The 12,554-nt window shown below is 31.3% G+C and carries 22 protein-coding genes and 4 pseudogenes; 22 read left to right on the plus strand and 4 right to left on the minus strand.

Going from position 1 to position 12,554, the window contains the following annotated elements; translation table 11 throughout:
* Positions 1 to 84: 84 nt before the first annotated feature.
* Together ACUL40_RS24455 and ACUL40_RS24460 are read right to left on the minus strand one after the other, a co-directional pair.
* A complete protein-coding gene (locus tag ACUL40_RS24455; RefSeq protein ID WP_016125553.1) occupies positions 85 to 369 on the minus strand; it encodes a hypothetical protein in 285 nt (94 codons plus the stop codon).
* A complete protein-coding gene (locus ACUL40_RS24460) occupies positions 369 to 1,463 on the minus strand; it encodes a response regulator aspartate phosphatase (RefSeq protein ID WP_001265863.1) in 1,095 nt (364 codons plus the stop codon). The genes ACUL40_RS24455 and ACUL40_RS24460 overlap by 1 nt, the downstream gene beginning before the upstream one ends.
* Before the next feature lie 204 nt (positions 1,464 to 1,667).
* Here ACUL40_RS24460 and ACUL40_RS24465 point away from each other — a divergent pair.
* Together ACUL40_RS24465 and ACUL40_RS24470 are read left to right on the plus strand one after the other, a co-directional pair.
* Positions 1,668 to 1,894, plus strand: a pseudogene (locus ACUL40_RS24465) (hypothetical protein); the annotation flags it as partial.
* Between the two features lie 255 nt (positions 1,895 to 2,149).
* Positions 2,150 to 2,593, plus strand: a complete 444-nt coding sequence (locus ACUL40_RS24470) for a DUF5065 family protein (protein ID WP_445422735.1) — start codon at positions 2,150 to 2,152, stop codon at positions 2,591 to 2,593.
* Between the two features lie 202 nt (positions 2,594 to 2,795).
* On the opposite strand, the gene ACUL40_RS24475 is transcribed toward ACUL40_RS24470, so the two are convergent.
* Positions 2,796 to 2,951: a hypothetical protein gene (locus ACUL40_RS24475; protein ID WP_000394762.1), complete on the minus strand. Its 156-nt coding sequence runs from the start codon at positions 2,949 to 2,951 to the stop codon at positions 2,796 to 2,798.
* 843 nt (positions 2,952 to 3,794) lie between these two features.
* Between ACUL40_RS24475 and ACUL40_RS24480 the strand changes: the two are divergent.
* The 9 genes and pseudogenes from ACUL40_RS24480 to ACUL40_RS24520 form a co-directional block, all read left to right on the plus strand.
* A pseudogene (locus tag ACUL40_RS24480) lies at positions 3,795 to 3,980 on the plus strand (DUF4176 domain-containing protein); the annotation flags it as partial.
* A gap of 116 nt (positions 3,981 to 4,096) precedes the next feature.
* Positions 4,097 to 4,249 (plus strand): ornithine cyclodeaminase, encoded by a 153-nt coding sequence (locus tag ACUL40_RS24485; protein ID WP_230641402.1) that lies wholly within the window; start codon positions 4,097 to 4,099, stop codon positions 4,247 to 4,249.
* Positions 4,250 to 4,375: 126 nt separating this feature from the next.
* Positions 4,376 to 4,672 (plus strand): WXG100 family type VII secretion target, encoded by a 297-nt coding sequence (locus tag ACUL40_RS24490; protein WP_000918587.1) that lies wholly within the window; start codon positions 4,376 to 4,378, stop codon positions 4,670 to 4,672.
* 162 nt (positions 4,673 to 4,834) lie between these two features.
* Positions 4,835 to 5,110, plus strand: a complete 276-nt coding sequence (locus ACUL40_RS24495; RefSeq protein WP_212105571.1) for a TIGR04197 family type VII secretion effector — start codon at positions 4,835 to 4,837, stop codon at positions 5,108 to 5,110.
* Positions 5,111 to 5,150: 40 nt separating this feature from the next.
* Positions 5,151 to 5,513, plus strand: coding sequence for a DUF3958 family protein (locus ACUL40_RS24500; protein WP_063220031.1), 363 nt, complete (start codon positions 5,151 to 5,153; stop codon positions 5,511 to 5,513).
* A complete protein-coding gene (locus ACUL40_RS24505; protein WP_445422734.1) occupies positions 5,510 to 6,799 on the plus strand; it encodes a T7SS effector LXG polymorphic toxin in 1,290 nt (429 codons plus the stop codon). Before ACUL40_RS24500 ends, ACUL40_RS24505 begins: the two co-directional genes overlap by 4 nt.
* 1 nt (position 6,800) lies before the next feature.
* Entirely contained in the window at positions 6,801 to 6,992 is a 192-nt protein-coding gene (locus ACUL40_RS24510) for a hypothetical protein (RefSeq protein ID WP_001147556.1), read from the plus strand.
* A 30-nt stretch (positions 6,993 to 7,022) separates the two neighbouring features.
* On the plus strand, positions 7,023 to 7,211 hold the full coding sequence (locus ACUL40_RS24515) for a hypothetical protein (RefSeq protein WP_445422733.1): 189 nt from the start codon (positions 7,023 to 7,025) through the stop codon (positions 7,209 to 7,211).
* Positions 7,212 to 7,460: a DUF4176 domain-containing protein gene (locus tag ACUL40_RS24520; RefSeq protein WP_000771612.1), complete on the plus strand. Its 249-nt coding sequence runs from the start codon at positions 7,212 to 7,214 to the stop codon at positions 7,458 to 7,460.
* Between the two features lie 18 nt (positions 7,461 to 7,478).
* Here ACUL40_RS24520 and ACUL40_RS24525 read toward each other — a convergent pair.
* Positions 7,479 to 7,742: pseudogene (locus ACUL40_RS24525) on the minus strand (tyrosine-type recombinase/integrase); the annotation flags it as partial.
* Between the two features lie 127 nt (positions 7,743 to 7,869).
* Here ACUL40_RS24525 and ACUL40_RS24530 point away from each other — a divergent pair.
* From ACUL40_RS24530 to ACUL40_RS24580, 11 genes and pseudogenes are all read left to right on the plus strand, one after another.
* A complete protein-coding gene (locus tag ACUL40_RS24530; RefSeq protein WP_000742398.1) occupies positions 7,870 to 8,538 on the plus strand; it encodes a hypothetical protein in 669 nt (222 codons plus the stop codon).
* 129 nt (positions 8,539 to 8,667) lie between these two features.
* A complete protein-coding gene (locus ACUL40_RS24535; RefSeq protein WP_050821693.1) occupies positions 8,668 to 8,931 on the plus strand; it encodes a DUF4176 domain-containing protein in 264 nt (87 codons plus the stop codon).
* Between the two features lie 10 nt (positions 8,932 to 8,941).
* Positions 8,942 to 9,122, plus strand: a pseudogene (locus ACUL40_RS24540) (ornithine cyclodeaminase family protein); the annotation flags it as partial.
* 135 nt (positions 9,123 to 9,257) lie between these two features.
* On the plus strand, positions 9,258 to 9,566 hold the full coding sequence (locus ACUL40_RS24545; RefSeq protein ID WP_445422732.1) for a hypothetical protein: 309 nt from the start codon (positions 9,258 to 9,260) through the stop codon (positions 9,564 to 9,566).
* Position 9,567: 1 nt separating this feature from the next.
* Entirely contained in the window at positions 9,568 to 9,786 is a 219-nt protein-coding gene (locus tag ACUL40_RS24550; RefSeq protein WP_445422731.1) for a hypothetical protein, read from the plus strand.
* Between the two features lie 275 nt (positions 9,787 to 10,061).
* Positions 10,062 to 10,325, plus strand: coding sequence for a hypothetical protein (locus tag ACUL40_RS24555; RefSeq protein ID WP_212105565.1), 264 nt, complete (start codon positions 10,062 to 10,064; stop codon positions 10,323 to 10,325).
* A gap of 14 nt (positions 10,326 to 10,339) precedes the next feature.
* On the plus strand, positions 10,340 to 10,549 hold the full coding sequence (locus ACUL40_RS24560; protein ID WP_001036924.1) for a hypothetical protein: 210 nt from the start codon (positions 10,340 to 10,342) through the stop codon (positions 10,547 to 10,549).
* A gap of 1 nt (position 10,550) precedes the next feature.
* Positions 10,551 to 10,814 (plus strand): DUF4176 domain-containing protein, encoded by a 264-nt coding sequence (locus tag ACUL40_RS24565; protein WP_166572431.1) that lies wholly within the window; start codon positions 10,551 to 10,553, stop codon positions 10,812 to 10,814.
* A gap of 80 nt (positions 10,815 to 10,894) precedes the next feature.
* On the plus strand, positions 10,895 to 11,332 hold the full coding sequence (locus ACUL40_RS24570) for a hypothetical protein (protein ID WP_013141783.1): 438 nt from the start codon (positions 10,895 to 10,897) through the stop codon (positions 11,330 to 11,332).
* A 151-nt stretch (positions 11,333 to 11,483) separates the two neighbouring features.
* Positions 11,484 to 11,651, plus strand: a complete 168-nt coding sequence (locus ACUL40_RS24575) for a hypothetical protein (RefSeq protein WP_000490949.1) — start codon at positions 11,484 to 11,486, stop codon at positions 11,649 to 11,651.
* A 201-nt stretch (positions 11,652 to 11,852) separates the two neighbouring features.
* Positions 11,853 to 12,425, plus strand: a complete 573-nt coding sequence (locus tag ACUL40_RS24580) for an imm11 family protein (protein WP_000707085.1) — start codon at positions 11,853 to 11,855, stop codon at positions 12,423 to 12,425.
* Positions 12,426 to 12,554: the final 129 nt, after the last annotated feature.

Genomic DNA, 12,554 nt, shown 5'->3' on the forward strand with positions numbered 1-12,554 from the left:
AGCAAATCAGATAAAAATGTAGAGCTTAAGTAACTAAAATAAAGAAAAAGCCATACAAGTAGTATGACTTTCTTTGCGGAACAATTAAGCTTGTGGTGTAGGCGGTCTTCCATGATCGTAAGTAGGTGCACCAGTATCACCATCAGCTATACCCAAAGGCTCCCCGTGTGTGTAAGATGAAGACCACCCTTCTCCATGTGTATATTCTGGAGAAGTACCGATATGCCCATCACTAAATGCTAAATCAGGTCTTTGTGGTGCAGGTGTGTCACCTTTGTTTAATGCCGAAAATTCTAAGTTGTTACTTATACCAAAAGTCATAATTCCAGCTAACGTTAAACCTGCTATTGTTAATCCAAACTTTTTCATTACTTTAACGCCCCTTTAGCTAATAGTTTTTTCTTTGCTTCATTACTCATATAAAAATATTTACTAGCCTTCACATGATGTTCCTCTGCATAAAATTTATTCGCTAATCGTTCTGCATATTCTTCAATGCAATCCCATAACTCTTCTTTTTTAAAGTATGAAACTCCTGCTAATACAACAGCTTCTAATTCTGTAGTGTTAGACGTGTTGTTCAATTTTTCTAAGATTTTAAAGCGATATTGATATTCTTTATTTGCTAATTCATTGCAAATGTTTAAGCCCTTTTCGATGAGTTGAGATGCTACTGCCGTTTCGCCTAATTTTAAATTTTCATCTGCTTGTAAATATAGGGCTTTAAAGTGATTTGGTATATTTTCTGTAACCTCTGATAAGTGACGAATTGCTAAAGAGGATAGATTTTGATTTGCATATAATAGTCCGATGTTATTTCTAACACGTAGTAACAATGTTCTTTCATTTTTACTTTTTAGAATATCTATGGCAGTGTTAAAACTTTCTTCGGCTTGTTCAAATTGCCTTAAATCTATACAAGCTAATCCAAAAACATTGTCACATAATGCTACATTAATTTTATAGCCTGTGTGTTTAGAGAAAATATCTTTAGCTATTCGTATGTAATCAATAGCTAAAAGCGGTTTATAGATTTGATAATAAAATGAAGCTAAACGGTAATTAAATTCAGCTTCTTCTACTTCATTCATTGCGTACATTAAAAGTTTTTTCGCCTTCTCAAAATATTCTTTTGCTTCATTATAGTCTGCAAGAATTGTGCTGTGAATAGCTTTGAAGAAGTGATAATAATAGGATAAAAAACTACTATCAGGTATATCAAAGGAGTTAATTTCATTAAAGCTATCTTTTGTAATGTTAAGTCCATCGGTTAGTACTTTATATCTAAAGTCTAATAATGAATAGTATAATAATAAATTTTTATCTTCTTTTATACTGGAAAGCTTATCTTCAACTTCTTGTTTTAAGTTTGTTGCTTGTACATTTTGATGTTGTAGTATAGCTTGATACCAGTCATTAAATAATTTTGAAATCTGTTCATTCCCCTTCACTGGAACACGCATATAATCCCTTCCTTTTCTGAATAGTCTTACATTAAATAATAGCAAGTATAGAATATAATGGAAATTGAAATTTGTTATTTCTCAACATTTGTTTAACAATTTTATTTTCAATTATATAAATAATCGTATTCATTCTAACTGTTTAGTAAATTCAAATATTTGGTACAGTGAAATAATTCTACACGGTACAATTTTTTTATAAATGCTATGAATGCCGTTAAAGAAAAAGCAAAGAAAGACTTCCAAGATGATTACATGACACAGAATTACGTAGCAGATGAACCATCTAAGGTATTTGATTATATAAATGGTATTGAACTCAAATCTCAGGAAGAACTAAACGTTATGAAGAAAGTGATCAACGACTTCCTTAATGACTTCATGACTACTGAATATGTTTATAACAGATAAAAGCTATGAACAAGCAGTAATAAGATATTATGCTTTTCATTTTTTCGCAAACAAAATATGGATAAATACGTTAAAACAATATTCGGATGGGAGTCCAATACATATTATTAAAATTAAAGTGGTTCAAGTCGGAGAAAGGCCCCTTTTGGTGTCTTTCTTTTGTATTTATAACTTTTTTTAGAAAATATTTGAAATATTATACAGTGAATTATATTATTATGTGTGTATGATTTCTGGTTTTAAAAATTACAAAAATTAATAGGGGGGAAACAATAATGAAGTTAGGAAAATTAGCATTAATTGGGGTGTTAACTTTTAGCGGTTTTACTGCAATAGAAATGAGTAAGCCTACCTCACAAGCAGCTGCAGCTTACTCAGATCCACTTAATGATGATTGGGGATTTAAAACCATTGTGGATTTACAAAATTCAGAGGAAAGTACATATCAACCAGATTGGAAGATTGGGAATTTAATAACTGGTGATACATTTTACTTAGCACAGCACTTTGGTAGAGAACATTTTGGTGCGCAAATGAAAATTTTTAAAATCCACACAAATGGTACCCTAGAACGATTCCAAACAATAGAACCAGTATTTATTCCTGGAACAGAAATTTGGCAAACCCCTATCACAGATAGCTATACAAGTGGTACTTATGTAGCTGCAATTAAATATCGTGGTGAATTCACGTATTCAAATCAATTTACAATCAATTAGGGATGTAATAAATTGAAAAAAGACTCACTTGGGTTTCTTTTCTTCTGTACATTATATCTATTACGTGCTCATTGATTTTTTATGTACGTTTGATATAATTACTGTAGTAGTATTACAGTAATAGCTTGTGTATATAATAAAAGAAGAGATGCGCTAACATCTCTTCTAATAACTGCTACCGTCAGGGTGGTGGTTATATCATTTATTTTTTACGAAACCCACCCTTTTGCTTTGGACGGCGACGAGGAGTGGGTTTTTTGTTATCTTTTTCTAAAATTTGTTTCCTAAAAACATACGCAGAAACTTCACGTACAATGGCTTTCACAAATTCTTTTAAAAGCTCAAACAAAAACTCCATAGGTATATCACCCCCTTTCCTTCCAAATGGAAAGAAGGGATAACCAATCACCCTCACAATATACAGTTAATCCTATTCTATCATACTAGTACAATCTCACCGATATAAAAAAGGACCACCATTACTGGCAGTCCTTTTTTGGTAGTTTTAGAAATTAAATTATAACATATTAATATACAAATTTTAAATATACTTTTCCAAAAGATACTATAAGTTTTTTATAATTCTTGATTTCTAAATTTTCATTGCATGATGAATTTTCTAATAAGTATTAACAACTAACAATAAAATTATCAATCCAATAGATTATTAGAAAAAACTGGTTATCTATATAATCATTTGGTAAAATATAGATATAATTTAAGAGGGTAAAGTTAATATAGATCAACTAAGTAATGCTAAGAAAATGTTTTATTGCATAAAAAAAGGCTCCATTGCTGGAGCACTCAAAATAAACAAACGAATTAAAACAAGAAACAGACAATTTAACTATATAGATAAAACATAAATAAATCTATATATATGTAAAAATGCATATAAAAACTCTATTTATTGATGCTATAATAGGTTTACTCGATGATTGTTATATTTTTTTATGGTTTTTAAGCAATAAATACCTTCTTAACACCAAGTGTACAAGTAAAAGAAGACATCTTAAGCGATGTCTTCTTTTCTTATATAATAACAACACAATAAAATTAAGATGGTTCAAGTCGGAGGAAGGCACCTTTGGGTGTTTTTTCTTTGTCGAATTTGCCTAATAGGGGCAGCACCACATTGCTATCAAGTTAAAAAATTTTTTTCACCCAAAACAAAAAAACGAGCTGAATTCACATAAATAACTATGGAAGAAAACAAAAACTTGGGATTAAAGAACTTGTGATGTATGACTATATTGGCTGTTTTTATCCAGAAGGATACATGAATCCTGATTATACATTTGTATTTAATCATGAGGATATTGAAGGAATTATATTTGTAGGTTTTATAGATGAGGAAGAAGAGGCATTTGTAGGATTGCTTAATTGAATAGGATCTAGAAACAGGTAATCTTCAAATTTTGATAAAACTAGCAATCTCCACGCCGAAATTGGACAAATCCTAAGCAGGGAAAAAACGGACGCGAAAATGATGAAGAGATTACTATTTTCAAATCAGTTAGTTTGGCTGTAGTAGATATTATCGTTGCGAATTATTTGTATGAGAAAGTAGTGGAGCGCGGGATGGGATTGAGTTTTGAGGGACTGCCTTTTGGTGGTCTTTTTTGCATAAAATCTTGTAAAGTAAGAAAAAGTTGAATATTAATATTCTAATATTCAATAGAAAGATAAAATGTTTTAAAGTTCAAAATAATACATTATAATATATTTAGTAAAATTAACCAATTTATATTTTGCTCATTATGTATTAAAGGGGAAATGAAAATGGCTGGACAAATTCGTATGTCACCAGAGGAGCTTAAATCGAAAGCAGCTCAATATGGACAAGGTGCAAATCAAATTGAGGACATTTTAAGTCAACTACAAAATTTACAAAATGAATTAAGAGGAGAATGGGAAGGTCGTGCTTTCGAAGGTTTTGACCAACAGTTCAATCAATTAAAGCCAAAAGTACAAAACTTCGCACAGCTATTACAAGAAATTAATATGCAGCTTAATAAAACTGCAGAGGCTGTTGCTTCTCATGATGAAGAATTATCACGTAATTTCGGTTTGAAATAAAAATTGTCATACTCTATATAACAAGCATTTTAAATGAGCCATACAGCTTATATTGTATGGCTCATTTGATTGCATGCCTAGAGCGAGTGATATTGATAGGGATATATATTTAATGAGATTTCTTTGATGCATTTGGAAAACTTATAGAAAGGGTTTGAAAGAATGGGACAATTTCAAAGTAATTTACAAACAGCAACGCAAATTGCTACGAAAATGGGATCAGCCTCTGATAGGATTCAAAGTGCAACAAGTCGTTCCATAACAAAAGCGACGCGTACAACATTATCTGTTAACTTCAAAGCACAAGAAGCGAATCAGCAAGTTTTAGACTTGACGAAACAATTTTCCGCTGCCTTTCAACAAGCGGTTGATAATATTCATTCGGTAGCTAAAGAATTTGAGAGAATGGATAACGAACTTCACAACACTTTTCGCTAATGTGACACCCTACGTAAAGTAAAATAGTAGGAGGAAAAAGATGGGTCGAGATATTGAAAATAAAATTAAAGAGTTAAATCTAAAGTTACGAAATGTATTTGAAGAACAGGACCGAAATCAATCTGCGATTCAAGCTCAAGAACAAGCGGAAGCAGATTTTTATGAATGTAGAAGTCGAAATCGTCGTTTGTTTGATCGAATTTTAGGAACTTGGCATGGTGATAGAGAAATGTCCCAATTTTTTATGAATACGTATCAAGATGCACAACATATTGAACGAAAAGTCACATTTGAATTGGAAAACAAAAAAGAAACGTTGCTTAAAGAAAGACGAGACCTTAATGATTTAGAAAACGCCCTTTCCTATCAACAACAACAATTAGCAAGGGAGGTCAATGCATGAGTTTAAATATGTATTTGGGAGAGGTACGAAGTCAAACTCAAAGTATGAATGCTGTATGTAACGCTACCATTCAAGGTATGGAACAAGTCATTCAGTCAATTGATGCCTTTGCAATTGATACTGTTCTACAAGGACAAACTTATAGCAGTGCAAAATCATTTTTTGTACAAACCTTTCGTCCTTTAGCGCAAGGAATCATTTATCTGTGTGAAGAGTTAATTCGCCAGAACGATGCTTTTCCAAGTCAATTTCAATCACAAGTCGCTTCCACAGATGTAATTGAACAAGAAATATTAGAACAAATTCGAGAAATTGACCGAATGAAAGCAAGTATGGAAGCCATCAGTCAAGCTATGCCAATCCCAGGTATGGACGCTATGGCGAATCTTTTTACTGTGATGAGGAAAAAACTGCAAGAAAAGCTGGATCATTTGTATCAATTCAATCAGACCTCTAGTAATAATTATAGTACAGCACTTCAATTAGCAGCTAGTATTGCTGCAGGTCTTGCGGAAGTTCAAAGTGGAAAAGGCTTTAGTCCTGCAAGTGGTACATTTAGTACGCAAGGGTTGAACATGGGATGGACAACATCTATTCAAAAAATTACAGAAAAGAGAACTCATGAAGCTGATAAAATAGCACAGGCAGGAACTAAAAAAGATGATAAGGATAACATTAAATATTTTACAGGTAAAGCAGAATGGAAAGATGGAGATCGTGTTGGAGGAGTTTTAGAAGGTTCTGTGATTGATGGTAAGGAGCCTCTTGGTAATAACAGCGAGTGGAACATGAAAGCTTTATCTGGAAAAATAGATGTAAATGTGCCTTTTTCTTTTGATGCTGCTAAAGATGATTTAATGGCTGGAAATATTATTGGAGCAAAAATAGAGGGATCTGCTTTAGAAAACTCCTTTAAAATAACAAAAATAAAGGTTCCAATTACTACTTTTATTGGGCCCATTGGACCTATTAGGTTTACTCCGCAAGAGTTAACCATTACTCAAAAGTTTGGCGAAGCAAACTTTACAACAGGTGTGGATCAATATACATTAAAAATTGCATCGGAACTTACTGCTAACAAATATGAAGCAGAGTTAAATCTTTTTCATATCCCAGATTTCGTTCCATTTATAGGAGACCATGATGTAATAGCAAAAGGGGAATTAGGATTAGGTACATTCGGTTATAAAGTAAAGCTTGGAGCTGAAACCGGGGGATACTTCGGGGAAGAGTTTGGCCTTGGAGGATTTATCAAATTTGAAAAACCAAAGAAAGAGGAAAGCTGATATGCAAGCATTTAAAGTTGGAAAATTAGTCACATTCGTTGCAATTATAATACTTCTTGTAGTTGCTATTTTATCTCCTTACAGTTTATTTAAAAAGATTTATTTTATTATTGGGGTTCTTATTATTGGTGCAATTTCACTTGGTGCAAATAAATTTTTTGAACTGGTACATAGTAAATTTAACAAGAAATGATATTACCTATGTGATAGGGGAATTCAAAATATGAATAAATTGTTAAGGATTCTTACCATTGTTGGGGTACTTATTCCCCTTGTAGTAGTATGGAATTTACCTGAAGCTTCTTCAAAAGAAAAAATCCTTTTTACAGTCATTCAATTATCTATTGGATTTGCTTTTATAATTATTTTAGAATTTATATTCAGATATAAAAAGAAAAAGGAGAGCAAATAAATGAAACTATTACCTATTGGCTCAGTTGTTAAACTAGAAGGTGTAGAACCAATCATTATGATTATCGGAAGAATGGTTATTTCAGCAGATAAACGTGATTTTGACTATGTAGGTGTTCCTTATCCAGTTGGTTATTTAGGTGATGAAAAAGTATTATGCTTTAATTGCGATAAGATTGTAGAAGAATTACACAGAGGTTACATGACTGAAAATGAATTGATATTACGTGAGAAATTGTTGGAAATATAGTTTTTTATTACAATTGAATTAAATACAAAATGTATTTAGTACATTATCTTTCTCTTCTTTATTGATTCCGATATAAGTCAATGTGATTTGCGGTGTACTGTGATTAAGTATTTCTTGCAACATAGCAACATCTTTTGTTTGTTTATAGAACCAATAGCCGAAGGTTTTGCGCATGGTGTGGGTCCCAATAGATTCTACACTGGCAAAATCTCCGGCTTTTTGCAATTTTCGATAAGCCTAGATCTTATTAATGGATTGATCTTCTTTTCGAGAAGGGAATAATATTTCAAAGAAGGTGTAAAATGGGATGCTGATTTAGATGGTGATGGTGAAGATGATAGTATTAAGGATATGGTGAAAACGAGCGCGAAAAAAACTTGGTCAACAGTAGCAGGGTGGTTTAATTAACATGAAAAAAAATACAGATTTTAATAAAAAAGTTTTTGAATATTATATGGCTCTTTATGCTGTAAATGATATAAGATCGACTATAATTACTCTTGTGATTGGGATAGCAGATATATTTGTGCTTTTACCTGCTTTTGCGAATCCTGTTCAACCGATATATATGTACATAATAGTTCCACCAGTTGCTTTTTTAAATGTATGGGCAATATGGATTGTTATAAATCCTAGGAAGCGGCAATTACAATACACTCTATTTCGTGGGGTATTTGGCATCGTATGTTCAGTAGGATTATTAGTTATAACCCAAAAGTTTGCATATGGAATGTTAGGATTACAAACTCCCATCTATTTTATTTTTTCGGTTGGTTTGTATATTTTTGCTTTGAATTATTATTATAAAAATCATATTAAAAAACTTCAGGAACCAATCAAAAAATCAAAATCATCGAAAAAAAACTCTGGTTTCGGAGTAGTGGCGTTTATAGGATTGGGTCAACTCGTTGCTAATATCAGTCTTGGTTTTGCAACACAAAAGATGGTAGCAATTGTATTAATGTGTGTATACTCCATGCTTTCGTTTATTTTGTTTCATTTCATTATGGAACTCCATAGGTACTATTATTTAAGGAAGCATATAGAAGATGGGGGTAGAACACATGAAACCTTTTAAAGAGTCTGTATTGAATATTAAGTATATAATCGCAGTTCTCTTATAGTCAGTAAAGACTACGGAAAAGAAAAGGGAGAAGCAACATCATGAATATAGAATTATATTTAGATAAAGGAAGGATGGGGAGTTATGCCATTTTCTAAAGAAAAGTTTTTACCAAATGGTTCTATTGTTCTATTAAAAGGTGGGACGAAGAAAATTGTGATTTATGGAAGAAAACAAAAACTTATGGTTAAAGAACCTGTGATGTATGATTATATTGGCTGTTTTTATCCAGAAGGATACATTAATCCTGAGTATACATTTGTATTTAATCATGAGGATATCGAAGAAATTATATTTGTAGGTTTTATAGATGAGGAAGAAGAGACATTTGTAGGATTGCTTAATTGAATATGATCTAGAAACAGATGATCTTCAAATTCCGATAAAACTAGTAATCTCCACGCCGAACTTGAACAAATCTTAAGCGGTGGAAAAACTGACGCGAAAATGATGAAGAGATTACTATTTTCAAATCAGTTGGTTTGGCAGTAGTAGATATTATCGCTGCGAAGTATTTGTATGAGAAAGCGGTGGAGTGAGGGATGGTGAATAGGATTGAGTTTTGAGACTGCCTTTTGGTGGTCTTTTTTGCATAAAATCTTGTAAAGCAAGTAAAAGTAGAATATTCAATAGAAAGATAAAGTGTTTAAAAGTTCGGAATAATATATTACAATGTGTTTGGTGAAATTAACCAATATATATTTTGCTCATTAGAAGTTATAGCAGGTATTGACGATTACTCCTTAAAAGCAGCATCGGAAGCTTCTACACTTAAGTATGAAGTAGAAGTAAGTATGCTACATTTTCCAGATTTGTTGCCAATTATTGGAGATACAGGCCTGAAAATTAAAGGTGATTTGGGATTGGGCGCAATAGGTTTGAAAGGTAGCGTTGGAAAAGAAACTGGTATAACAGTTCCTGTTTTAGAGGGGGTTACTGTGGGAAGTAGTTTTAAATTTGAAAAACATGAGGAGAAAAAATGATATGAAAACACCATCGTATAAACCAATATATATTTTAGTTTATGTCGTAATATCCGTATCTATTATAGGGTTAATGATTACTCCATTCAACAATTGGTGGGAAAAATTATTAGGAACTATCGTTCTCATCATTTTGGGAGCAGGTTTAATATGTTTTTTAAAATTCGGACGGTGGGCGCAAGAGAAATTTTATGATAAATTTACAAAAAAACGGGATTAATATAAGACTGGAGTAATTAAGGTATGCGTACAATAAATAGAATTCTGAATTTTACTGTATGTATTATGTTTATGTTGTTAATTGGGCTTCTTCTACTATACGGTTAGAAGATAAACTTTTACTTATAGGTTTGCTGCTAATTTGCAATGTTATTGCATACTTTACAGTAGAGTATATCTATAAACGTATAGACAATAAGAAAAAACAGTAGATTTATAATTCGAAAAATTCATTTAATATTTAGGGGGTAAAAGTATCAATGAAACTATTACCAAATGGTTAGTTTTACAGTAGCTCAAGCTGGAATAGAACAAGAGGATATTGTTTTTGGAGCTGAAGTTACTCTGGTAAAATATGAGAGTGCTATAAAAATTCCTATTCCATTTATGGATAAAAAGTTACAAACTGGGGGATCAGCATCGCTTGGAATACTCGGGGGATCTTTTGAAGCTGGAAAAAGTGGATTCAAATTCCATGCACCATTTGGTCCTGATGGAGGTTTATGGGGATTTGGTTTAGAAGTTAATGTTAAGGAATAAAGGAGATAAGTAGTATGAATAAAAAAGTGAAACAATTTAAATATTTTATGATTATATTAGCTTGTATTGCAATTTTTGGTACAATTTTACCTAATGCATTGGATCCAAATGAAACATTAGCAGGTAACATTTCGGTTGCAGTTTTTGGTACAATTGGTACTTGTTTGTTGTTTTCTATCACTTATTTCCTTATAAAAAAGGCTATTTTAAGAAGGGGAAACTAAGATGGTACAAAATTTAGAGTTAGAACTACTTCCAATAGGTTCGGTTGTGAAATTTAAAACATGGGAGCAACCTTTGATGATATATGGTAGAAAACAGGAAGATTCAAAAACTAAGGAAACTTGGGATTATGTGGCTTGTTATTATCCTATTGGAAATGTTTCAACTGAATATAATATGTTTTTTAACCATGAATACATATCAGAAGTTATTTTTACTGGTTACATAAATGAGGATGAAATTAAGTTGCGTGAATATTCGAAATAATAATTCGGAACTTATAACTATAATAAAAATATATATCTTAATGGATATAATTTTTTATTATAGTTATTTTTATAAGTTTAATGGTGAAAATTTTATTGGGAGTAGAAGGGGTAATGATAGTGAAAATTTTTGAAAATACAATTTTATTTGTTTTGTGTTTAGTAATTCTTAGTGGTTGTTTTACAAGAGAGGGAACTATTGTGGGTGGTAAAGTTCATGGTTCTTCAGATAGTGTATCAGGTAGTATATCTGGAGATTATAGAAAATTTACTGGATCTGCAACTCAAGATAGGAAAGTTAAAAAAGGTGAGAATTGGATTTTTTCTTTTGATGATAAAACTAAACAAGGAACTATAATTGCTTATGTTGTGGATTCAAATGATAATACAATACTAGAGTTTAATAGTGGCGAAGGCGAAAAAAATATTAAAGTGCCTAAGGATGATACATATAAGGTTAAAATTAAAACGGAAGAACATGGTGGGGAATTTCGAATATCATGGAAAAAAGAAAAATAGTTTTTGGATTGAAAAAGGCATCTAAAGAATACAATGTATTTTTTAATCATAATTAAATCGATAGTTTATTTTTTAAAGGTTTTGAAACAGTTGAAGAGCTAGAGTTAAGAAATAAACTCGCGAAATTTTAATGAAAAGGTAGATTAATTATATGTTTTCAGGATTTCAATGGTTTCCTAAAAAATGGGGAAAAAGAAAAGTTTCAGAAAAGTTTCATCAATCAAAGTTTGCTGATGAAGGTAAAGGTATTTTGATTACTATTTATGCTATAGATTTGTATTTTATATCTATTCCTTTAAAGGTAAAAAAATATAATTAGTTTTAATCATACATATATTCTTTATTTGAAGGTTGAGGTAGAACACAGGAAACCTTTTAAAGAGTCTGTATTGAATATTAAGTATATAATCGCGGTTCTCCTATAGTCAGTAAAGACTATGGAAAAGAGAGAAGCAACATCATGAATATAGAATTACATTTAGATAAAGGAAGGATAGAAAAATAACAAAGGAGAGTAAAAATGAAGATTTGGGAATTAAAGAGTTCATTTGATGACTATGAATCCTTTCAACTATTGAACTTAGAAGAAGATTCTAAAAAGTATTTTGAAGGGAAAATTGACTCGGCAGTAAAAGCATCTGATTCATGGGGAGAAATACGTATTAAATGTGTAGAAGAAGGAAATCAAAGTGATTTGCCTCATTTTTGGGGAGAAGTTGGTACGCCAATGGTTAGTGGGAAAGCTAAAAAATTTTTAGAGTCTATACTTGGTGATAATGTAGAATTTCTTCCCCTAATTCATGATGTGACGGGAGAAGTGTATTATATAATTAACGTTTTAAATGCACTAGATGCTATTAACTATGAGAAAGCTATACTAAAGAAACTACGTTCTGGCTTAGTAATAGATTTCAAAAAATACGCATTCTTACCTAATATGGTTAAGAACCAAACAATATTTAAAGTTTACTTAAATGAAATATTACATATTCCTTCCGTTTTTGTATCAGATGAATTTAGAAATACAGTGTTAGAAAGTGATTTAAAAGGTTTTGAATTTATCGAGGTATGGGATTCAGAAGCAAACATGTAAAAGAAAGTCCTAAAATAATTGAATATTTATATTTAAATAATCGACTATTTATGCTTTAATATTTCTATGTACATAACTGGGATAATTAGGAATTTACATTTAATATGTTTTAAGAAAGGGGAATGTTTT

The sequence above is a fragment of the Bacillus sp. KNSH39 genome, from assembly GCF_052656585.1.